This is a genomic window from Salinibacter ruber DSM 13855 (assembly GCF_000013045.1).
Taxonomy (GTDB): domain Bacteria; phylum Bacteroidota; class Rhodothermia; order Rhodothermales; family Salinibacteraceae; genus Salinibacter; species Salinibacter ruber.
In genome coordinates, this window is record NC_007677.1 from 1 (window position 1) to 21,986 (window position 21,986).

The following is a 21,986-nucleotide window of genomic DNA, read 5'->3' on the forward strand; positions in this document are numbered from 1 at the left end:
AATGGATCAGTCCGCCGACCGCGCCTGGAACGAATGTCTCGACATCATCCGGGACAATGTGAGCCGCCAGAGCTTCACGACCTGGTTTGAGCCGCTGGAGGCCCACTCCTTGGAGGACGAGGACGACCTGCGCAAGCTGACGATCCAACTTCCGAGCCGGTTTTACTACGAGTGGATTGAGGAGCATTACTTCTCTCTGCTCCGAAAGACGGTCACGCGGGTGCTCGGCCCCCACGGCCGTCTGGTCTACGACGTGGTCATCGAGCAGGACGACCCGGAGGACCCCGACCGGGGCGCCTCCATGCAGCTTCCGGCCCGGCCGGCCGACCCGGAGTCGGCTCCGCCCCCCAACGCGCCGGACGAGCCGGAGGCGCCGCCCAGTTCGTCGGAGGCTTCCGCGTCGTCCTCGGAGCCGTCCGCGCCCGCCCCGTCCGGCGATGAAGCCCGCCCCGACGACGCGCAGGCAGGCGCCGAGGGCGACGAGAAAAGCGCCCCTCCAGTCCAGAACCCGTTTGCCATACCGGGCCTAAAGAACGCCGAGGTCGACAACCAGCTCAACGACAGCTACACGTTCGACCGCTTCATCGAGGGGGCGTGCAACCGCCTCGCTCGCAGCGCCGCCCACTCCATCGCTACCGATCCGGGCGAAACGAGCTTTAATCCGTTTCTCGTGTACGGCGGCGTGGGACTTGGCAAGACCCACCTCATTCAGGCCATCGGGAACCACGTCGCGGCCCGGGACGCCTCGAAAACCGTCTTCTACGTTTCCAGTGAACGGTTCACCACGGAGTTCGTCCAGTCGATCCAGGAAAACCAGATCGGCGAGTTTTCGACGTTCTACCGGCAGGTCGACGTGCTCATCGTGGACGACGTGCAGTTTTTCGGCGGCAAGGAGAAAACCCAGGAGGAGTTCTTCCACATTTTCAACGCCCTCCGGCAGGCGGGCAACCAAATTGTGCTGTCGGCGGACCGTCCGCCGCGCGAGATCGACGGCCTCGAGGAGCGGTTGCTGTCTCGCTTTCAGTGGGGCCTCTCCGCCGACCTGAAGCCCCCAGGCCTCGACACTCGCATCTCCATTCTCCGCCGCAAGGCCGAGGACGACGGGATCGACCTCGACGATGACGTTGTCGAGTTTATTGCCCAGAGCATCGAAAGCAACATCCGTGAGCTCGAAGGCGCGCTGATCCGCCTTCTGGCCCACGCCACCCTTCACCAGCTCGACATCACCCTCGACCTCGCCAAAGAGGTGCTCCACGACCTCTTTCAGGAGCGGGCCGCCACCCTCACGGTCGACGACATTCAACGCATCGTTTGCGAGCACCTCGGCATCTCGCAGGAGAAAATGCGGAGCAAGACCCGCAAGCGAGACGTCACCCGCGCCCGTCAGATCGCAATGTACTTCACCAAGAAGCACACCCAGCACTCCCTGAAAGACATCGGCCTCCACTTCGGCGGGCGGGACCACTCGACCGTCATTCACGCCAACAACGCCGTGGAGGACCGGATGGCGGACGACGAGTCGTTCCGGGACACGGTGGATGCCATCGGGCAGAAGCTCGAACGCCACGGCCAATGAGTAGCGGCAAGGCCCGCTTGGGGCTGAATCTTTCGTCGCCCCCTTCCGTACAGAGTCATAGATGCGGTTTTGCATCTCTTTATTCCCACGCAGAGTTCCTCGACGCTTCCTTTCCGCAACGCGCCGACACCCATGAAATTTACTGCCTCCAGCGCCGACCTCCTCGAGGCGCTCAACACCGTTAAGGGCGCCGTTCCGTCGAAGAGCACGATGCCCATCCTGGAGTGCATCCTCTTCGAGCGGGACGGGGACACGTTGCGTCTGAGCGCCACCGATCTCGAAATCTCGATCATCCAGACCGTGCCGGTTCAGTTCGAAAAGAACGGCACGCCGGAGAGCACCCCCATCGCGGTGCCGGCCCAGCGGTTGATCGATACCCTCCGGGCGCTGCCGGACCTGCCCATTGAGTTCGCGGCGGACAGCGACTTCGAGATTCGGATGGATACCGATCAGGGCCACTACAAAATGGTGGGCCACGACGGATCGGACTATCCGGAGCTGCCGGAGCTGGAGGAGCAGCACGAGATCAACGTGGAGGGGGGCCTCCTGGGCCGCTCCATCGACAAGACGGCGTTCGCCGTGAGCCAGGACGCCCTGCGCCCCGCCATGATGGGCGTGTACTTTCAGGTCAGCGAGGAGGAAACCTCGGTGGTGGCGACCGACGGGCACCGGCTCGTCAAGCTCACCCTGCCGGAGCTCCGGGCCGACACGTCTGCCGACTTCATTGTGCCGGAAAAGGCCACCAAGCTGGCCGGGCGGATCGTGGAGGACGACGAGATCTGTACCGTCCGGGTGGACGACAGCCACGTGAGCTTCGAATTCGGCGAGTCTCGGGTCCTGGCCCGCCTCATCGACGAGACCTACCCCAACTACCAGTCTGTCATCCCGGACGGGAACGACCGCAATCTGGTCGTCAACCGCGAGGACATGCTCAACGCCGTCAAGCGCGTGGGCCTTTACTCCTCCAGCATGACGAACCAGATTCGGCTCGACATCACGGCCGATACCGTCACCATCTCGGCCGAGGACGTGGAGCGCTCCAGCGAGGCCGAGGAGACGATCCACTGCGACTACGACAACGAACCGATGGAGATCGGCTTCAACTCGGAGTACCTCACGGAGGTGCTCAGCAACGTCGAGTGCGACGAGGTGGTCTTCGAGCTTAGCTCCCCGAACCGGGCCGGCATTGTGTTGCCCCGCGAGGGCGCCGACGACGAGGACATTCTCATGCTCATCATGCCGGTGATGCTCAACACCTACGCCTAATCTCGCCCGGAGCGAGATCCCATCGCGATCCGTGTCTAGACTGGGGGCCGGCGTGTTGCACCGGTCCCCAGTGCTGTTTGGGAAGGGGAGGGCCTACGGCTGGGTTCCGCTGTACTCCTGCTGAAGGGTTTTCAGGATCTCGTAGGCTTCCTGGGTCTGTCGGCCCTCCCGCTGTACGACGGTCTTGAAGTGCGTCCGCGCGGCGTCAACGTTTTCCTGCGCAAGCGCAATTTTTCCGAGATAGAAGTGTGCCTCAAGCGCGAGGAACGAGTTGGGCTCCGCCTTCTCCAAAACCGCTCCGAGACGCTTCTGGGCCCGGTCGAGCCGGTCGGTGTCGTACCGGGGAAACAACCCCAACGTGGAGATGCGTGCCTTCTCTAAAATCGAGAGTGCCTCCAGGTACCGCTCGTCGGCCGCCGACGAAGCCTCCGGCGCCGCGCTGCGCATCCTCGCACTGGCGTAGTTGTCGACGACCTGATCGCTGACCTCCATGGCAGCAAGCCGGTCGAGGGTCGATTGCGTCGTGAGGCTGATGCCGTACAGGGCGCCGTATAGCGCCACGAGAACTACTGCGACGGCTACGCCCCGGGGTACGCCCCGCGGAAGCCCCCCAATCACGTCCCACCAGGAGGAAGAAGCAGCCGATGAGGATCCCGGCTCCGCACCGGCCGCGTCGGGGGCCTGCACGTTCGCTCCCTCTTCAACCTCCAGGTCGTGCTCCGTGAGTGCCTCGAAGTGCGAGACCGGATCGACCGCCGCTTCTGTTTCCCTCAGCCGGCGCTCCGCCGCCTCCACCTCGCGTTGGAGCGCACTGTCCTCCGCAATGCGCGCCTCGAACCGGGCGAACGCCTCCCGCACCCGGGCCGACTTCGTCTCCCCGCGGTCCAGGTGGCGCACCATTACGTAGGTGGCAAAGAGGGGGTCGGAGGGAGGCCCTGTGCTCTCGTGCGACGCGAGGCTCTCGACCGACCGGATGTCGTTAAGCAGGGGGGCCCACTCCGGGTTTTGCTCCACGTATGCCTCGATGTCCCGCTGTTTCTCCCGAGAAAGGTGGGGGTACGAAAGGATCTGTTCTTCAACGTCATTCATGAGCGACACGCTACACGACTACATGCGAAAGGAAGTCCACCGACGCTCCGGAAGGGCCCCAGTATGGGCGGAGTCTGCTTCCGAGAAGACGAGAGGGGTCCATCCCGACGTGCTACAATTCAACACGAGGGAAGCCTCTCTTTCGGGAAATCACGTAAAGAACAGGCGGACCTATGGGGACTTGAGAAGACACTCCAAGTTTGCACGTATAACCAGCTAAACGATAATTTTATATTTTCTGCCTACAAGTCGGTCTGGTTCACGTACTCACGGAGGCGTTCATCGGTACGGAGCTCCTTCATGGCCTTGTGCTTGTATGTTCGAACCGTCGCTACGGGCTTCCCGACGGCTTCGCTGATTTCTTCAAATTCTCGGTTTTCCAAAAAGTAGAGGCGGGCCGGCTCCTGCAAATAGTTCGGGAGTCCCTCAATCGCCTCCACGAGCGCTTCCTGCACAAAGCCAACCTCCGCGACCGCATTTGTGGTTTCGGCGGTGAGGGTGAACCGGTTTTCCCCGTCGATCGACTCGGAAAACTGGTTGCGCCGGGTGTAGTTGAGAAGTGTATTTTTACACACCACGCTTACCCAGTTGGCGTATCGGGCCGCATTCCGCACCCCGTCGCGGTTCTCCTGCACCTTGCGGTAGGCCCTCGTGATCAGCTCGTCGGCGTCGGACGGATTGTCGAAGGTGCCTCGGGCCGACTTTCCGAGGAAGTACCGACAGACGTAGCAATACGTCCAGAGGTCCGCGTGGCGTTTGGCCTTCGGGTCTTCTTCGTCCCGCCACCGCCGAAAGGATTCGTTCGCGGCGTCGGTATCGTCTACCGAAAACGGCAGCCGATCGATCACGGTCCGGAGCTCGGAGGAAGGAACGGACATGGGGCCCCGTGCGCAGAAGGAATGGCAGCGAGCTTGGACGAGATGTTTTTGTTATTCCCCTAACGTAGGTGATTATAAGGCACAACGCCACGGACATCAACGGTATCGCTCCTTCGCCCGAATCGCCGCGACAGAAGAAGCATTTCGTAAGACGAAGGGGCTTTTCTCTTGTCTGACGGGTCGCCCCCCCGACACGATCGACCTGGAAACTGCGTGTGCGGGACAAATGGCCTCCCCGAAGGGGCCCTGCAAACTTTTGGCGCCGTGCCGGATTTAACTAGACGGAATTTTTCGAACCTCCTTTCATTCCCTATGCCCGATACACGTCCTGCGAAGGCGGGCGGGCAGCCCCGCCCCTTCTTTCGGCTCGGAGTCGTTCGGTTCGGATTGGCAACGGCCCTCGCGCTGTTCTGGGTCGGGGCCTTTGCCTCAACGGCCACCGGCCAGCGAACCAGCCGCACCCCGGACCAGCTTGAGAACGTGGGGGTGGACCAGAAGCTCGGCGCGACGATCCCGAAGGACCTCTCGTTTCAAAACGAGCAGGGAGAGCCGGTCCGTCTCAGTCAGTACTTCGACGGGTCGACGCCGGTCATGCTGACCCTCAACTACCACCGGTGCCCCCAGTTGTGTCGCATTCAGCTGCAGAAGTTCACCAAATCCCTGAGCGGCATGTCGTGGACGGCCGGCGACAAATTCAAAGTGCTCACCGTCGACATCAGCCCCTACGAAGGCCCCAAGATGGCCCGAAAGGCCCAGGAGCGCTACGCCACGTTTCTGGACCGTCCCGAAGAGACGGTTGACGGCTGGCACTTTCTGACCGGCAACCAGGCAGCGATCGAAACGCTTACCGACTCGGTGGGCTTCCGCTACCAGCCCCTTCCGGAGAAGGAGAAGCAGTTTGCCCACCCCACGACGATCATCTTCCTGAGTGGCGACGGCACCATTACCCGCTACTTTACCACCCTCGACCCGGCCCCGGGCGACCTGCGGACGGCGCTCGTCGAGGCCTCCGATGGCACGGTCGGCAATGTCGTCGACAAGGCCTTTCTGGCCTGTGCGCGATTCAATCCAGACTCGAATTCCTACTCCGCGAGCGCATTCAAGCTAATGCAGTACGGCAGTGTCCTCACGGTGATCGTAATGGGGGCCGCGCTGTTTGTCTTCTGGCGCCGCGAAAACGAGCAGCTCGAGACGGCACACGAGGAAGGGCTCAACGCGATGGTTGACGAACAGGCATGATGGGCGTTGGGACATCCTCAGGGACGCCCCCGCGAAAAGAGACACGACGCCCGCACGCCCCGCCGTCCTATCCTGGTGCCCCGTCCTCGTCCACCTCGGCGAGCCCCGTCATCTCCCGGCTGATCCGCCAGAGACGCGCCTCGGCCTTCTCGTCGTAGGCCTCGGGGGATGGGTTCACCACCTCGGTTTCTTTGAAGTACTGGCCCGTGACGCCCTCCACATCGGGCGACGCCGCAAGGTAGACGACGTTGCGCGCGCCCTCCTCCGGGCGCTTGTACAGCCACGAGAAAAGACGGGCAATTCGGGAAATCCAGCCGGAACCGCGCCAGATGTTGGTGTTGACGATCCCGGGGTGCACCACGTTCGCGACCACGCCCTCGTCCTGCAGGCGACGGGACAGCTCGTGGGTAAAAAGAATGTTGGCGAGTTTCGACTGGGCGTAGGCCTGCAGCGGGTTGTAGCCGGTCTCCGCATTGAGATCGTCGAAGTCCATACTTACGCCCCGGTGGGCCTCCGAGCTGAGGGTGACGATACGGGCCTCGCCGGCCCGTCCGGCCGTCTCGCGGAGGCGGGGCAAGACAAGATGGGTGAGCAAAAACGGGGCGAGGTGATTGACCGCGAAGGTGGCCTCCACGCCATCGACCGTCTCTTCCCTCGACTCGAGGAAAACGCCCGCATTGTTCACGAGCACATCGAGCCGGTCGTAGTCCGCCCGGAGCGTCTCGCCAAGGTGATAGACTTCCTCCTGCACGCTGAGGTCCGCAATGCGGAGGTCGATTGTGTCCGCACGGCTGGGATGGGCCGTCCGGGCCTCGGCCCGGAGTTCGGCCTGGGCCTCTCGCCCACGCCCTTCGTCCCGGCACACCATCACCACCCGCGCCCCGAGGCGGGCGAGCTCGGCGGCCGTGGCCTTCCCGATGCCCGAGTTGGCCCCGGTCACCACGCACACCGTGCCGCTCATGTCCTTCAGGTCGGAACGCGGGTTCTCCATGGCCCCTACTGCGTTCGGTGAGTGGGTTCCCCGCCGGCAATCACGGGGCCGCTACGGCCGCGCGGATCGGCGAGCTGCGTGCCACAAAGGCTTGTGTGTGCGGGCTTCGGGGGAGCCCGTCACACCGTGAGGGTGAGCGCGTTCCGGAGGGCCTCGACGTTTTGCGGGACGGACTGCTCCCCGCCGAACACGGCGCTTCCGGAAACCAGTACGTCCGCTCCGGCCCGCACCAGTTCCATCGCGTTGTTTGGGGTGACCCCCCCATCCACCTCCACGTACGCACTGGACCCGAGCGCATTGAGCTGGCGACGCACCCGCTGCACTTTCGCCGTCGATTCCGGAATGAAGCTTTGCCCACTGAAGCCCGGATTCACCGACATGACGAGCACCAGGTCGACGAAGGGCAGAATGCCTTCGAGGTGGCCGAGGGGGGTGGCCGGGTTGAGCGCAACCCCGACCTCACATCCCGCGGCCCGAATCGTCTGGGCGACCCGGTGCAGGTGGGGGCAGGCCTCTACGTGCACGGTAAGCATGTCCGCCCCGGCATCGGCGAACGTGTCGACGTACTGCTGAGGCTCCTCGATCATGAGATGCACGTCAAGCTGCGCGTCGTGCTCGTCGGCCACGGGCCGGAGGGTCCGCACCACGTCGGGGCCGATGGTGATGTTCGGGACGAAGTGCCCGTCCATTACGTCGACGTGAAGCCAGTCGGGCCCGGCCCCGAGGACCTCATCGGCACAGGCGGCAAATCGTCCCGAGTCGGACGCAATGATCGAAGGCGCGAGTGTCGGCATCGTAGGGGAGGCAGGCATGAGGAAAAAAACGCGATCAGGAGCAGAGGGCAAGCGACACACTTAGAATAAAAGGCGCACTCGGATGAACAAAAAGACGAACCGCAATCTTTCGGTGAAAGGCTCGATGGAGCCCTCCATTTTGATCCCGGCAGTCTCCCCACCGTACATCTTTTCCGATCCCCCCGTCGGAGAAACATCCTTTTCCACGGGGAAGTAGGGGGGGGCAGGATGCTCCCCAACACGTACCCAGTGCCCGGGCCTCAGCTCGCTCATTCACTCGCCCCCACTCCCATGCCGGTTCGCGACGCCGACCGTGACGACATTACCGATCGCCTCAGCCGTATCGAGGGCCAGATTCGAGGCCTGAAGCGAATGGTCGAGGAGGACCGCTACTGCGGCGACATTCTCGACCAGATTCATTCAGTGCAGCAGGCCCTCAAGTCGGTGGGGCGTGCCATCACCCGAAATCACCTGGAGACGTGCGTGACCGACGCAATCCGGTCGGGCGACGAGCAGGCCGCCCAGGAGAGCTACGACGAAATCATCGGACTGCTCGAAAAGGAGTTGTAGCCAGTCGCCACCACGCCCGACGGCCTCGTACGTCCACCTGAGACACTCGGAATATGGAGGACCTCCTTGCCAACCGCTCATCCCCGGACGACGGGTCGCCCTCCGGTGACGGACGTAAAGGGGGACGAACGGTCCACGTCAAGTTTAAGCTCAGCAAGGACGCCATGGAGGCGAAAGAGGCCTTGGCCGCCCACTGGGACGTCTCGGAACAGGAGGGAGCCGAAATGGCGGCTCAACTCACCGTGTCCTTCCTGAAGGACGAGGGCGAAGACACCCGACACCGGTTTGTGGAAAAGGCCCGCGACCAGCCTCGTCCACGCACGCGGACGACACACGCGGTGCGTCGTGCCACAAAGTCGCTTCTAGAAACGACAGCAAGCAATCTCGACCTGACCCGGGATCAGTGCCTCGGCGCGTGCCTCCGCCTCGCCCATACCATCATTCAGTTTCTCCGCGAGGACCAACTCGAACGCCATGAGGCACACCTCTCCGCGCTGCGCACCCTCCTTGACCGGGCCCAAACGATTGAGGCGGACCTTCAGGAAGAAGCGACCGCCATCGATCCGCTGAAGCCGGCCATCACCGCCGTTCGGCGTCGCATCGAGGCGATCGTGGAGGACGTCGAGGACGAATTGTCGCGCGGCCGACCCCTCGATCGCACCCACGATTTTACGTAGTGGGGCTGCGGGTGTGTTCTGTTTTCGACCGGACTGCCCCGCGAAGCATCACGGATCCCGGCCCGATTCTTCTCTTCTCGTTCTCTCGAGGAGGGGCGTGAGCCGCGGGTAGACGACGCTGCCTCCGACTCGACGTCGCGAGAATGCCTCTGTTCGCGTGGCAACAAAGAAGAGCAGTCGCCGCTCGGCGTCAGTGCCCACTCGTGCCTCGCCTTCCTCGACCGCGTCGCGAATTCGTCGGTTGATCGTGACCGCCCGCTCCCGTAGCGCCCGGAGGGTCCCCTTGGTGGCCTCGGGGGTCCACGTGCCGTCCACATGGTCGGCCACTGGCGATTCCCGATCGGCGTCGGCCCGCCAGAACACAGGCTTCAGGAAAATGCGCGGGTCAGGGTGGTGCCGAATGCGCTTCAGATGGTGATAGGGTGTCTTTCCCGCCCCCCGCAGAAGGAATGCGCCGGCCCGTCGGGCACGGGACCCAGATAGGCTGTGGATGCCGATGGCGGTCGTACTGCCCTCCGAACGACCGGTGATCCAGAGAAACGACGACGCCGGGCGGGCAGGAACCGCAGCTGATCGGGGCGATTCCTCGCTCGAACCCGTCTGGGAGGGCCTCCGGCGCCGTACTCGCCTCGCGTAGAAGGCCCGACGGAACGCCAGCGCGAGGTCGTCGGGGGCATCGGCTCCCTCATCGGACTGGCGCGTTTCCTCCCCCACTGCTCCGCCGGACACGGACGTTCCCGCAGGCTCCCTCTCTGACTCCGACGAGGCGGGGGAGGGCCCCGTCGCCCCGGCGGGGCGTTCTTCGGGAACCGGGTCCACGGCGCCGCCCCCCTGCGCCTGGTCATCGGCGGCCCCGGTCCAGATCTCGCCGCCTGCCGCCCGAAATGCGTCGACCGTGTCCTCCACCCACGCCTTCGTCGCCTCCGCGTCCTCCTTCTGGAGGGGCCCCGGCTTCTCGTCGTCGCCGAAGCCCGACGGCACCCCGTCGTTCTGGGTCGTTCTTCGTGATGGGGTTGGTCGGGGCCCCTGCTCCCCCCCGGCCCCGATCGCCGTCCGGAGGGCAGCAACGATGCGTTCCGGCGAGGGAAGCGGTCCTGACATGGGGCCTGGATTGTTGTCGGGGGATGCGTTGGTCCCAGCCTCGGCGTCGGCGGCATCACATCCGGAAACGAAAACAGTCGTTTCGCAGAACAGCGCCGTCCTTCCGAGGTTCGCCCGTCTCGTTCGCGTTCTGATCCTCCCTGCAGGATTGCGCGGGGCCGATTTGCTCTCGATCAGGGCCCCGAAACGGACATGCCTACGGGCTTGATGGCATTTTCAGCGGAACGGTCTCGGTTTAGGGAACCGTTCGGCAGACGCACTGTCTCATTTAGCACAACATTTCGCGGGGATTCCCCGCACCGACAAAGGGCAAGTCCCGCACGGCCAGCTCCCTCTGAACCCCGTCAGGGCCGGAAGGCAGCAGCGGTAGGAGGTCGCAGCGGCGCGCTGCGGGTCGCTTGCCCTTTTTCTTTTGTCGTGGCCGCCCACGGCCACATCCCGGTTCGGGCGAACCGGCCGTTTCCCGCCCCGTTTACTGGGCGATGCGCAGTGTTCTCACTCCCTGTCGTGGAGACACTGCGTCCCCTCCCGAATTCTGACTTTCGAACACACCCACCATGCTTTCTCCTCTTCTCTCGGCCCTGGATCCGATTCTCCTCGTCGGCCAATCCGGCAGCGGCAGCGGCGGCATTGTCGGCCTCTTGTTCCCGCTGGTTCTCATTATCGGCGTCTTCTACTTCTTCATCTACCGCCCCCAGCAAAAACGCGAAGAGGAGCACCAGGAGATGGTCGAAAACCTGGAACAGGGCGACAAAATCGTGACCGTGGGCGGTGTCCACGGCACCATTCAGAAAATCGACGAAGACAGCGTTCTGGCGCAGGTCAACAGCAAGGGCACGCGGCTGCGCTTCAACAAGGACTCCATCGCGAGCCTCGCCAACGACGAGGAGTAGCTCTGCCTCCTTCGTATCCTTTCGGGACCGAACCAAACGGGTCCGCCCCCCACCATGAGTTCTTCCCCCAGCAGTTCCTCCCCGTCTTCGGAAAAGCCCTTCGACACCATCGAAGACGCCCTCGCTACCATCCGGGACGGCGGGCTCGCGATTGTCGTAGACGACGAAGATCGAGAAAACGAAGGCGACTTCATCGGAGCGGCCGAGGCCATGACGCCCGACCTCGTCAACTTCATGACGAAGGAAGGACGCGGCCTCCTCTGCACGGCCATCCCGCCTGAGCGGGCCGAGGAGCTGGACCTCGACCTGATGGTCGACGCCAACTCGTCGCTCTACAGCACCCCCTTCACCGTCTCGGTCGACTACCGCCAGGGCACGAGCACCGGCATCTCGGCGGCGGACCGTGCAAAGACGATCCGTGCCCTGGCCGACCCGGACGCCTCTCCGTACGACTTTGCCCGCCCCGGGCACGTCTTTCCGCTTCGGGCCCGCACGGGAGGGGTTCTGCGGCGTGCGGGACACACCGAGGCGGCCGTGGACCTTGCCCGCCTCGCCGGCCTGGAACCGGCCGGGGCCCTCGTCGAGATTATGAACGAGGACGGGAGCATGGCCCGCGTTCCTCAACTCCGCGAGCGGGCCCAGGCCCTGGACATGCCGCTCATCACGATCCAGGACCTGATTGCCTACCGCATGCAGAACGAGCGGCTCATCGAGCGGGCGGCGGAAGTGGACCTGGACACCGCGTTCGGCACCTTTCAGGTCGTCGCCTACGAGGAGACACTCACCGGCGACGTACACCTGGCCCTGCTCAAGGGCGACTGGGCCGAGGACGAGCCCGTCCTCGTTCGCGTACACTCCCAGAACGTGCTGGGGGACGTGCTCGCCGCACGGCGCGAATCGTACAGCGAAGAATTGGCCGAGGCCCTGCTCCAGGTGGAGCACGAAGGCACGGGCGCCATTCTCTACATGATGCAGAGCAATCACGGCCAGGGCCTCCTCTCGAAACTCAAGGATCTGGAGCGCCATCAGAACCAGGACGACGGGGCGCCCACGGACGTGTCGCTCGAGATGGACCACCGCGACTACGGCATCGGGTGCCAGATTCTCCGGGACCTCGGCATTCGCAAGCTCCGACTCCTCACCAACAATCCCCGAAAGCGAATCGGGCTGGCCGGGTACGGCCTCGAGCTCGTCGAACAGACGCCGATCGAGTTGCCCACGGAGGCCCGAGACCACCTGTCGACCGTCGCGGCGGACCGGCTCACGCCCCTTCTCATGGAGCTCATCGACGCCGGCACATAGCCTCGAAGCCCTTCCCCCTCGTTCGTGTCCGTGGTCCCGTTCCCTCCTCCGTATGTCTAGCACCCAGATCTTTCAGGTCATCTACGCGCTCATTGCTATTTTCGGCGCGTCTCTCACGGTGATTCGTCTGCAGGCCGGCGACTGGCTGGCCGCACTGTGGCCGGCCCTAATCGCCGGCTTCTGCGTCTACCGCCTCTTTACGGTCACGGAGGAGTAGCCCCCGCCCCCCGTTCTCCCCGGGAGAGCGTTCGGGACACGCCGCCTTGCCCCCTCCGTATCTCCGCGGAATCCCCTTTATCCACAAGATTGTGGATAACTCGTGGATAAGTGGGGGATAACGTCTGGATAATCCGTGCACGAAAATTGAGGATCCGTCGGCCGTGCATAACTCATGGGGATATCCACACTCGTCCCCGCCTCGTGCACACTGTGGACGAGTGTGCATAACCACGTCCACAAACTCCCGGCTTTTCTTGTGGATTGCCGTGGAAACGTGGAAAACCAGCCCTGCATCGGCCTTCAACGCCGTGTGCCGGCTTTTAGGAGGTCCCCATTTGTGGATAACCCTGTGAACGACTCGGGCGACTGTCCACATCCGGACGGCTCAGTTGTGGGCAACCCAGTTATCCACATTTCCACACGACTAATAATAACAACCACATCTTTTAAAAAATCCCCAGTGCCTCATCCATACTAGGGGATGTGGATAACTTGACTCGCGACCAGTGCCGACGCAGAAGAACGACGATGGGGATGGATCTCCTTCAGAAGACCGATATCCAATCATGTATCAATCTCAAGTAGAGGATATTCCCACGAAGGAATACTGTGAGAACAGAATCGCACAAACGCTCACGTACCATGCATTGGCACAAGGCCCTCTTACTGCCACTGCAGACGCCATACCTCTTCACCGTCAGTCCTCATCCACACCGCCCCCCTGTCGGCCGTGCTGTGAACTTGCCGTGCTTCTCGCCGCCATCTACGGATCACTCTAGCGTCTGGCATTCCGTACCGGGAGCTGTGCCCCACACTGACCACCGCATGCGTCTGCGTGGAATCGGACGCGGAACGCACGAACGAAGGACGGCTGCTGGTCTCCGATCCGTGATGGGGGACCTTCACCACGTGTCCTAGAAGCTTCTCTCCGTACGTACGGACCAGATTTTGTTCAATGGCCTTCTCGATATCTCCCGGCAGCAGGATGTTTACGTCCCCATAGTTTTCTGTTGCCAGCGTACTTCGCCCGGGAGGACTGAGAACCTCTGTCCGGATTGACGAATCCATCTGAAGGGTATCCCCTCGATGAGCGGCCTGTCGGGAGACCCCGTTCCGACGAAGGAGACGACGGGTTTGACTATACAGATCCGTATCCACAGAGCAGCCGTTGTGAACCACTCGGTCCACCCGTACTGCCTGTAGGAGTGTTGGAAGGCCCCCCAGGTGATCCTCATCAGAATGAGAGACCACGACGAGATCCAGCCGACGAATCCCCCATCGTCGTAGAAACGGAAGAACCGCGAACTCCGCAGTCGCCCCACTTGGGGACCGAGGACCGGCATCGATGAGCACATGGTGGTCCGAGGGCGTTTTGAGGAGGGCAGCATCCCCCTGCCCCACATCGAAGAATACGATGTCGAGCGTCGGCGCCGTCCCGCCTCCGACTACGGGCCCCCAGACGGATGCCGTCATGAAAAGCCCCCCAATGACAATCCAACGCCATCGGAGACGAGGCCGCGGCCACTGTGCTACGGCAATCAGTCCCGCCCCAAGAGCGGTCAGTTCCCATAGGTCCGGCGTCGCCATTCGGATGCCCGCCCACGAGAACCACGCGGCTCCGTACCTGGACGTGGCAAGAAGCCCCTGCAGGAACACGTCCGCCGCACTGCCAAACGAGGCGGCCGCCGTGGGCCACAGTCCCCCCACTGCCACGGTGGCGATCGCCGACGTAAGGGCCAGTCCGGTACACGGAATCCCGACCATGTTTAGGAGCAGCCCGGCGACCGACACCCACCCAAAGTGATAGAGCAGGACCGGGGCCGTTCCCAGAATGGCGGCCGCCGATGTCGTACCGGTGGACAGCACCCAGTCCAGGGCCTCAGATGTCCGATACCGATCCGGTACCATTTCCAGGAATCGGGGATTGAGCGTCACAATTCCCGACACAGCCGCCATCGACAGCTGAAACCCGACGTCAAACAACATTGGGGGCCGGACCGCAAGCAGCCCGAGGGCCGCAACACCGAGGGTGTTGAGCGAATGGGCCGACCGCTGGAAAAAGATGCCGCCGATGAACAACGTCGCCATGATCACGGCCCGCACGACCGACGGCCGCCCTCCCGTGAGCAACATGTAGAAGACCAGCACCGTGATCGTGAGTGCGGCCCGCACAACTTCCGCTGTGCGCCACCGCAGCCGCAGGCGCAGCAAAAACGGGCGAAGCAATGCGTACAGCACCATCCCGACCAGGAAGACATGCAGGCCCGATACCGCGAGAAGATGCATAAGGCCCGTCTTTGCAAAACGAGCCCGCTGGGCATCGGTGATGCGACTCCGATCCCCCAGCAACAGGGCCCGCAACACCGCCCGTCCCCCAGTGCTCGGTACGTACCGGTCCACCTGACGGCGGACGTGCGCCCGCAGGAAGACGAGTGCATTCTGCACCCGTCCCCGCCGATCCCCAAGTACGGCGACGCGGTCGGGGGCGTCGACGTACAGGGTGCAACAGATGCCTCGCCGGGATAGGTACGCGGCATAATCGAACCCTCCAGGGTTCCGGAGGCCCGGGGGACGCCGCAACGACCCACGAAGCCGAGTGACGTCGCCCTGACGGAGTCTGGGAAACGAGGGGACGGTGTTGGCCCACGGGGACGGCTTTAGCGTAACGCGCACTCGTCCCTCCACCGCGGCCGTATCCCGGGCCCCAAAAAGAGTGTTCACCGCCAACACGAATTGGGTCGCCTCGTCGGTCCGCTCCGGCGCATTTTCGACAATGCCCTGCACGGCCACGGCATCGTCGCTCGCCTCGGCCGCCGGGGCGAGCCCTCGGGGCGACGGCCCCTGATGGATGCTATGACGGGCCCCGCCGGCACACCCCACCACCACGATAGCGGCCAGCACCCGCCCAAGGGGCGCAAGGGTAACGAGCCGAGTCCGATCCCACCACTGCATCCCTGCAAACAGCGCAAGTCCAGCCCCGGCGCCGCCCAGCCAAAGGGAAAAAGGGATCCCTTCGAACACCGAATTCCCGAAGACCCCGAGCGCGAAGGCGACCGCCACGTAAAGGGCCGGATAGGCGCCCCAGTGAACCGATGAGTCAGGATCCATGGCCCGACACGCCTCCATGCAGGGAACACGGACTGGACAGACACACCGTTTGGGGGCAGCGTAACGTTCGTCCGGGGCACGGACGGCCCGCCCCCAAATCCAAATTTGGGGGAATCCACGTCCGGGACCGAACTTGACTCCGCCTCAGAAAATAAAATACGTCTCCGCGCATTTGCGGGTCGTCCATTTTCCACTCCCCCAAACGGTTCGCCATGAGCTCCCGACGCGACGCCCGCGAGCAGGTCATGAAGACGCTCTACGCGAACGAGCAGACCGACGGGGACGCCGAGCAGGCCCTGCACGCCCTCGTCCGGGTTCCGCTTGACGAGGATCCCTCAACGCGCGATTTTGCGGAGCACCTCTTCCGAGAGACACTGAAGACGATGGAAGAGGCCGACGAGATTATCGAAAAGCACGCGGACAACTGGGAGATCCACCGCATCGCGGCCATCGACCGGTCCCTCCTCCGAATGGCAACCACGGAGCTGCTGAAATTCGAGGAGGTTCCGCCGAAGGTATCGGTCGACGAGGCGATTGAGATCGCCAAGCGGTACAGCACCCCTCGAAGCGGCACGTTCGTCAACGGCGTGATCGACGCCATTCTGCTCGATCTCCACGACCAGGGGCGACTCAACAAAACCGGCCGCGGCCTCATCGGAATGGATACAATTCAGGAGCGGGCCGGCTCGTCGTGAGTCACAAGCCCCGGGTCGCCTTTTCTTTCGCCCACACTGCAGGACACACGCGATGGGACTCATAGCCGTCGGCGACATCCACGGATGCCTCGAGTCGCTCAACGCCCTTCTGGATCGGCTGAACCCCTCGTCGGACGATCATCTCCTGTTCGTGGGCGACTACATCGACCGCGGCCCCGACTCGAGGGGCGTCATCGACCGGCTTTTGGACCTGCGCGAGAGCATCTCCTGCACGTTTTTGCGGGGCAACCACGAGGCGATGATGATCGACTACCTCGACTCGGGAGCCTTCAGCCTCTGGCGCATGAACGGAGGGGTCTCGACGCTCCAGAGCTACCTCAAGGGCGAGGGCTCGGAAGTCCACATCCCGGCCGCCCATGCCGAGTTTGTTCGGGACACGAAGCTGTACCACGAGACGGATGATTTCCTGTTCGTGCACGCCGGGCTGCGGCCCGATCTCACGGTGGAAGAGAATCTGGATCAGCCCGATGAGGAAGTGCTCTTGTGGGAGCGTGGGCACCTGGAGGCCTCGGGGCTGGCCTGGGAGAAAACCGTGGTCTGTGGCCACACCCCCCAGCCCGACCCCATCAGTCACGAGAAGCTGATTCTCATCGACACCGGCTGCGTCTACCACATGAAGCCGGGCATGGGGCGCCTCACGGCGGTGCACCTCCCGCAACGCGAATTTATCGATGTGCCGTACGCCGACGGATAGTCCTGCGTTAAACTCGGAGCAGGAACGCACCCGTTGGCCGAGCCATGCATCCCGGTCGTCTTTCCGTTCAGGTCTCAATCCTCCAATGTCTCTTCAGTGCGGCCTCGTCGGCCTCCCCAATGTCGGCAAGTCGACCATCTTCAATGCGCTGAGCAGTGCCGGGGCCGAGGCCGACAACTACCCCTTCTGTACGGTCGACCCGAACGTGGGGGTCGTGCCGGTTCCCGACGACCGGCTCCCCCGCGTTGCCGAACTGGCCGGGTCGCCGGAGACGATCCCCACCAGCATCGAGTTCGTCGACATCGCCGGACTCGTGGAGGGGGCGGCCGAGGGCGAAGGGCTGGGCAACCAGTTTCTCGCCCAAATCCGGGAGGTCGACGCCATTATTCACGTCGTGCGCTGCTTCGAGGACGAGGAGGTGGCCCACGTGGCCGGCTCCGTGGATCCGACGCGGGACGTGGAGGTCATCAACACAGAGCTCCTGCTGAAAGACCTGGAGACGGTCGAGAAGCGGCTGGACACGGTGAAGACGGCCGCGAAGAAGGGGGACCAGGAGGCCGCCGAAGAGCTGGAGGTGTTCGAACGGCTCCACGATCACCTGAGTGAGGGCGCGTGGGCCCGCTCGTTCGAGGCGGGAGCGGCCGAGCGGCCCCTCGTTGACGAATTGTTTTTGGTGACCGACAAGCCGGTCCTGTACGTTGCGAACGTGGGCGAGAACGATCTGCCCGACGGGAACGCGTACGTCGATCAGCTCCGGCCCATCGCCCAGAATGAAGGGACCCGCGTCGTCGTCACGTCGGCGGAGCTGGAGGCCCAACTGACCGAGCTTGATCCCGAGGAGCGTCAGCTGTTCCTGGACGATTCGGGACTGCAACGTGCCGGCCTCGAACGGCTTATCCACGCCGCGTACGATGTGCTGGATCTCATCACCTTCTTTACGGCCGACGAGAAGGGGGCGTACGCCTGGGCCATCGAGGAGGGGACCCGTGCCCCGCAGGCCGCCGGGGAGGTCCACAGCGACTTCGAGCAGGGGTTCATCAAGGCCGAGACGATTCACTTCTCGGACTTCGATGAGGCTGGCTCCGAGGCTGCCGCCCGTGAGGCGGGGCTCCTTCGGACCGAGGGGAAGGACTACGTGGTGGAGGACGGGGACGTGATGGAGTTCCGGTTCAACGTGTAGGCGACCAAGTAAGCACGAAGAAATACGTCTCTTCGAGCGTCCTTCTGGGCGACCGACGATCGAAGGGAGGCGGGAGCCGAAGGGGCCTGCAGGGTCATCCTCTGGGAATCGTTCTGGCTCAGCGAGGATGCTGATTTCGGGACTCATCGGTCTGACGGGTGCTTCTGCTGCCCGTCGAAGAGATTTATTTTATCAGTCGCTTCGCTCGTGTCTCGGCTCCGCTTCGCTGTGCTCGGAATGACTCATCAGTACCGTTCGTGTGCGGTCTACCTGGGGGGAGGAGGCGAGGCCCGAAGGGCGGGCACGCGTTCCCCATCCAGCCTCCGGAGGTGCAAGACGCCCGGTCTGCACCTCTGCGGTCCGCCCCATATATTGACACGCGTCCTGTCCTTCCAAGCGACACGTCTCTCGTCATGACCTGCGTTCGTTCGTCGCTGCTCGCGACGCTCCTGGTGGGCGGCCTGCTCTGGGCGGGCTGCGCGTCGGACTCGGCCTCTAATTCCGAGCCCACCGTCTCCCCCACCGATACGATTGCGCCCGAGACGCGGGCCGACTCGGTCGCCTACCGGCTCCTCCAGGCCCACGGGATCGACGCGTGGGCGTCGTCCCCGTACCTTCGGTTTAACTTTGGCATCGAGACCCCGGGCGGTGCCCAGACGATCGCGCGACACCTCTGGAACCGAAACACGGGCGCGTACCGGATGGAGTGGTCGGCCGGCCCGGATTCCTCCTACGTGGCGCTCGTCAACGTTCGGGACTCGCAGGAGGGCCGCCTGGGCGGCACGGTCTACCTGAACGGGAGCGAGCTGACGGGAGCGGCGGCGGAAACCGCCCGCGAAGAGGCCTACGGCCGGTTCGTGAACGACACGTACTGGCTGTTGGCCCCCCTGAAGGCCTTCGATCCGGGCGTCAACCGCACCTACGTGCCGGACTCGTCCACGGCCGAGCACGACGTGATCCAGCTCACCTTCGACGATGTGGGGCGCACTCCGGGCGACCGGTACTGGCTCTACGTGTCGACCGAGACGGGCCGGCTCGACCGGTGGGCCTACCACCTCCAGGGAATGCCGGAGGACGCGCCGCCGCAGTTCTACGACTGGACGCAGTACCGGGAGCTGTCGGCAGCGGACGGAACGGTGCGCCTTGCGTCGCGCAAAGAGGCCATCGGGGCGGAGCAGGCGCTCCTCACCAATCAGTTGGCGCTGCCCGAATCGCCCCCGGAGGGGGCTTTCTCGAACCCCGAACCGATGCTGGGCGGCGAGTAGTCCTGCGTCTTCCGACGGGCCCTGGCGTGCCCAGGGCCCGTTCTGTGCTGATCGACCGACGACCGACGAACCACCGTGGACTACCGGTTCCAAATCGCGCGGCGCTACCTGGCCAGCCGACGTGAGGTGTCGCTCATCTCAATCATCACCGGCATCTCGACGGTGGGGGTGACCCTCGGGGTTGCGTCGCTCATCGTGGTGCTTTCCGTGATGAACGGGTTTTACGACGTCGTGCGGGGCGTTCTCGTGTCGCTCGATCCGCACGTCCGGGTTGTGAGTGCGCAGGGAGAAGGCGTCGCCAACGTGGACTCGCTTCTCCGCGTCGCTCGCGAGACCCGGCACGTGACGGCCGCGGCGCCCTACGTGGAGGGCAAGGCCCTGCTGATGAGCGACAACACGGGCGACGCCAATCGGGTGGTGCGCGTCCGGGGGGTCGAGGCGTCCATGATGAAGGGGGCGGCCCCGACGATGGCCATGGGGCGCTTCGACCTGAGCCGGAATGCGGACGGGGTGCCGGGGGTCGTGCTGAATCAGCGACTTGGGCAGCGCGCCGGGCTCGTGCCGGCGGGCCGGACCCAGTCGAGTACCGCGGTGGGGTTGCTGTCGGCACCGGCCGTGGAGCGCACCCTCACGAACATCTTTGGCAGCCCGCCGGTGCGGCGCTTCGAGGTGCGGGGGCTCTTCCAGTCGCAGGGGACCTCGAAGGGCCAGCGCGTCTTCGTGTCGCTGGCGGAGGCGCAGCAGCTGTTTCGGACCGAGGGCCGGGTGACCGGGGTGGAGCTCCGCCTCGACAACCTGGAACGGGCCGCGGGCGTGAAGGCCGCCCTGCAGCGGAAGCTCGGGACCGACCGGTACACCGTGCAGACGTGGTACGACCTTCAGCGGTCGCTCTACGACGTGATGCAGCTGGAAAAGTGGGGCGCGTCGGCCATCCTCGGGCTCATCGTGATCGTAGCGGCCTTCAACATCGTCGGCTCCCTGACGATGGTGGTGATCGAAAAGCGGGCCGACGTGGGGGCCCTCCAGGCCATGGGCGTGTCTCGGGGAGACGTGCGTCGCATTTTCCTGCTCGAAGGGGCGCTCATCGGCGCGCTCGGAACGGGGCTGGGCCTCGTCTTGGGACTGGGGCTTGCCTTTCTGCAGCAGCACTACGGACTTGTGCCGATGGCCCAGGCCGAGTCGTTTCTCATCGACGCCTATCCGGTGTCGGTACAGGCGCTCGACGTGGTGCTCATCGCGGTCGTTTCGTTTGGGCTTTGTGTGCTGGCCGCCCTGTATCCGGCCGTTCGGGCGGCCGCCATCGAGCCGGCCCGGGCCGTGCACCTGGACGGCTGAGTCGACGGGCATTGGGGCAGGGGTTGGACCCGGTGCCCGTTCAGTCCCATTAGAACTCCCGGTACGGCCGTTCGACCGGGCGTCGTCCTTTTTCCGTCTTGTGCCTCACTCTCATGACCAACGACGCGTTCGATCTGATCGGCCTTCCGGACCGTCCCGAAAAGCCGCGGGAGCGGGGGCTGACCCACATGCTGGACAAGGGCCTGTCGGCCCGAGAGGTCGAAAATGTGCTCAATGGGGCCGCCCACATCATCGACGTTGCCAAGCTCGGGTGGGGAACGGCCGCCGTCACGAAGAACCTGGAGACGAAACTGGACGTCTACCGGGAGGCCGGCATTCCCTTTTTCTTCGGCGGCACGCTCTTCGAAGCGTACTTCCTCCGGGACCAGATCGACGACTATCGCCGCCTCCTCGACGACCTGGACGTACACCACGTCGAGATTTCCGCCGGGGCCGTTGCGATGGCGCACGAGGACAAGCTGGACTTCATCGAGCTCTTCGCGAACGACTTCACCGTCGTGAGCGAGGTCGGCTCCAAGGACTCCAGCGACGTGATGGCCCCGTACCGGTGGGTTGAGTTTATGCAGGCGGAGCTGGCGGCCGGTAGCTGGAAGGTGACCGCCGAATCGCGAGAGGCCGGAACCGCCGGTCTCTTCCGCCCGAATGGCGAGGTGCGGACGGGGCTCGTTGACGAGATCTTGTCCCGGGTCGACCCCCACGACATCATCTTCGAGGCCCCCAACAAGAAGCAGCAGGCCTGGCTCATCAAACACCAGGGGGCCAACGTCAACCTCGGCAACATTCATCCCGAAGAGGTCGTCCCGCTCGAAACGCTGCGCCTGGGCCTGCGCGGGGATACGCTCTTTGAATTTCTCACACCGGGGATCACGCCCCATCTTCCCGGCGGCTCCCCTTCGGGAGACGGGCATTCCTGAGCGGGCGCACGGCTACGCCCCGAGACGAGCGGGAGACGAGAACTCGTATCGAAATTGCGGTGTCTTCACGAACAAAGCCCCGCAGTGCCGCCTTCAACCTTGTCGATCTGACGCGCACAAGCCGCACGCTCGGCCCGCGTCGTTTCGGAACGACGACA

The 21,986-nt window shown here is 64.0% G+C and carries 20 protein-coding genes and 1 other RNA gene; 15 read left to right on the top strand and 6 right to left on the bottom strand.

Annotation, left to right across the window (positions count from 1 at the left end):
* Nucleotide 1: 1 nt before the first annotated feature.
* Both dnaA and dnaN read left to right on the top strand, forming a co-directional pair.
* A complete protein-coding gene (gene dnaA, locus SRU_RS00005; protein WP_011402792.1) occupies nt 2–1,576 on the top strand; it encodes a chromosomal replication initiator protein DnaA in 1,575 nt (524 codons plus the stop codon).
* Between the two features lie 132 nt (nt 1,577–1,708).
* A complete protein-coding gene (gene dnaN / locus SRU_RS00010) occupies nt 1,709–2,842 on the top strand; it encodes a DNA polymerase III subunit beta (RefSeq protein WP_011402793.1) in 1,134 nt (377 codons plus the stop codon).
* A gap of 93 nt (nt 2,843–2,935) precedes the next feature.
* Here dnaN and SRU_RS00015 read toward each other — a convergent pair whose 3' ends face one another.
* Nucleotides 2,936–3,931 (bottom strand): tetratricopeptide repeat protein, encoded by a 996-nt coding sequence (locus tag SRU_RS00015; RefSeq protein ID WP_011402794.1) that lies wholly within the window; start codon nt 3,929–3,931, stop codon nt 2,936–2,938.
* Nucleotides 3,932–4,173: 242 nt separating this feature from the next.
* Entirely contained in the window at nt 4,174–4,809 is a 636-nt protein-coding gene (locus SRU_RS00020; RefSeq protein WP_011402795.1) for an RNA polymerase sigma factor, read from the bottom strand.
* Nucleotides 4,810–5,121: 312 nt separating this feature from the next.
* Here SRU_RS00020 and SRU_RS00025 point away from each other — a divergent pair, with 312 nt between their 5' ends.
* Nucleotides 5,122–6,048: an SCO family protein gene (locus SRU_RS00025; protein ID WP_103015433.1), complete on the top strand. Its 927-nt coding sequence runs from the start codon at nt 5,122–5,124 to the stop codon at nt 6,046–6,048.
* Between the two features lie 67 nt (nt 6,049–6,115).
* Here the strand turns inward: SRU_RS00025 and SRU_RS00030 are convergent, their stop codons facing one another.
* Nucleotides 6,116–7,039, bottom strand: a complete 924-nt coding sequence (locus SRU_RS00030) for an SDR family oxidoreductase (RefSeq protein ID WP_112902643.1) — start codon at nt 7,037–7,039, stop codon at nt 6,116–6,118.
* 119 nt (nt 7,040–7,158) lie between these two features.
* Nucleotides 7,159–7,833 (bottom strand): ribulose-phosphate 3-epimerase, encoded by a 675-nt coding sequence (rpe, locus tag SRU_RS00035; protein ID WP_051010737.1) that lies wholly within the window; start codon nt 7,831–7,833, stop codon nt 7,159–7,161.
* Nucleotides 7,834–8,124: 291 nt separating this feature from the next.
* Here rpe and SRU_RS00040 point away from each other — a divergent pair, with 291 nt between their 5' ends.
* The gene (locus SRU_RS00040; RefSeq protein ID WP_043551648.1) at nt 8,125–8,403 is read left to right on the top strand and encodes a metal-sensitive transcriptional regulator; all 279 of its coding nucleotides are present in this window, start codon (nt 8,125–8,127) and stop codon (nt 8,401–8,403) included.
* Nucleotides 8,404–8,456: 53 nt separating this feature from the next.
* On the top strand, nt 8,457–9,080 hold the full coding sequence (locus tag SRU_RS00045) for a hypothetical protein (RefSeq protein ID WP_112902645.1): 624 nt from the start codon (nt 8,457–8,459) through the stop codon (nt 9,078–9,080).
* 48 nt (nt 9,081–9,128) lie between these two features.
* Here the strand turns inward: SRU_RS00045 and SRU_RS00050 are convergent, their stop codons facing one another.
* Nucleotides 9,129–10,181, bottom strand: a complete 1,053-nt coding sequence (locus SRU_RS00050) for a hypothetical protein (RefSeq protein WP_011402801.1) — start codon at nt 10,179–10,181, stop codon at nt 9,129–9,131.
* A gap of 307 nt (nt 10,182–10,488) precedes the next feature.
* Between SRU_RS00050 and ffs the strand changes: the two genes are divergently transcribed.
* The 4 genes from ffs (at nt 10,489) to SRU_RS15165 (ending at nt 12,593) form a co-directional block, all read left to right on the top strand.
* An RNA gene (gene ffs, locus SRU_RS00055) (signal recognition particle sRNA small type) lies at nt 10,489–10,588 on the top strand.
* Nucleotides 10,589–10,738: 150 nt separating this feature from the next.
* Nucleotides 10,739–11,074, top strand: coding sequence for a preprotein translocase subunit YajC (yajC, locus tag SRU_RS00060; protein ID WP_011402802.1), 336 nt, complete (start codon nt 10,739–10,741; stop codon nt 11,072–11,074).
* A 54-nt stretch (nt 11,075–11,128) separates the two neighbouring features.
* Nucleotides 11,129–12,376 (top strand): 3,4-dihydroxy-2-butanone-4-phosphate synthase, encoded by a 1,248-nt coding sequence (gene ribB, locus SRU_RS00065; RefSeq protein ID WP_011402803.1) that lies wholly within the window; start codon nt 11,129–11,131, stop codon nt 12,374–12,376.
* Between the two features lie 52 nt (nt 12,377–12,428).
* Nucleotides 12,429–12,593: a hypothetical protein gene (locus SRU_RS15165; protein ID WP_011402804.1), complete on the top strand. Its 165-nt coding sequence runs from the start codon at nt 12,429–12,431 to the stop codon at nt 12,591–12,593.
* Nucleotides 12,594–13,258: 665 nt separating this feature from the next.
* On the opposite strand, the gene SRU_RS00070 is transcribed toward SRU_RS15165, so the two are convergent.
* Nucleotides 13,259–15,703, bottom strand: coding sequence for a DNA internalization-related competence protein ComEC/Rec2 (locus SRU_RS00070; RefSeq protein WP_011402805.1), 2,445 nt, complete (start codon nt 15,701–15,703; stop codon nt 13,259–13,261).
* A gap of 212 nt (nt 15,704–15,915) precedes the next feature.
* Here SRU_RS00070 and nusB point away from each other — a divergent pair, with 212 nt between their 5' ends.
* From nusB to SRU_RS00100, 6 genes are all read left to right on the top strand, one after another.
* The gene (gene nusB / locus SRU_RS00075; protein ID WP_011402806.1) at nt 15,916–16,398 is read left to right on the top strand and encodes a transcription antitermination factor NusB; all 483 of its coding nucleotides are present in this window, start codon (nt 15,916–15,918) and stop codon (nt 16,396–16,398) included.
* Nucleotides 16,399–16,450: 52 nt separating this feature from the next.
* Entirely contained in the window at nt 16,451–17,113 is a 663-nt protein-coding gene (locus SRU_RS00080) for a metallophosphoesterase family protein (protein WP_011402807.1), read from the top strand.
* A gap of 85 nt (nt 17,114–17,198) precedes the next feature.
* A complete protein-coding gene (gene ychF / locus SRU_RS00085) occupies nt 17,199–18,293 on the top strand; it encodes a redox-regulated ATPase YchF (RefSeq protein ID WP_103015428.1) in 1,095 nt (364 codons plus the stop codon).
* Between the two features lie 413 nt (nt 18,294–18,706).
* Complete coding sequence (locus SRU_RS00090; protein ID WP_237701793.1) at nt 18,707–19,558, top strand: hypothetical protein; 852 nt, start codon at nt 18,707–18,709, stop codon at nt 19,556–19,558.
* A gap of 75 nt (nt 19,559–19,633) precedes the next feature.
* Nucleotides 19,634–20,893, top strand: a complete 1,260-nt coding sequence (locus SRU_RS00095) for an ABC transporter permease (RefSeq protein ID WP_011402810.1) — start codon at nt 19,634–19,636, stop codon at nt 20,891–20,893.
* Nucleotides 20,894–21,006: 113 nt separating this feature from the next.
* A complete protein-coding gene (locus tag SRU_RS00100; protein WP_011402811.1) occupies nt 21,007–21,828 on the top strand; it encodes a phosphosulfolactate synthase in 822 nt (273 codons plus the stop codon).
* Nucleotides 21,829–21,986 lie beyond the last annotated feature (158 nt).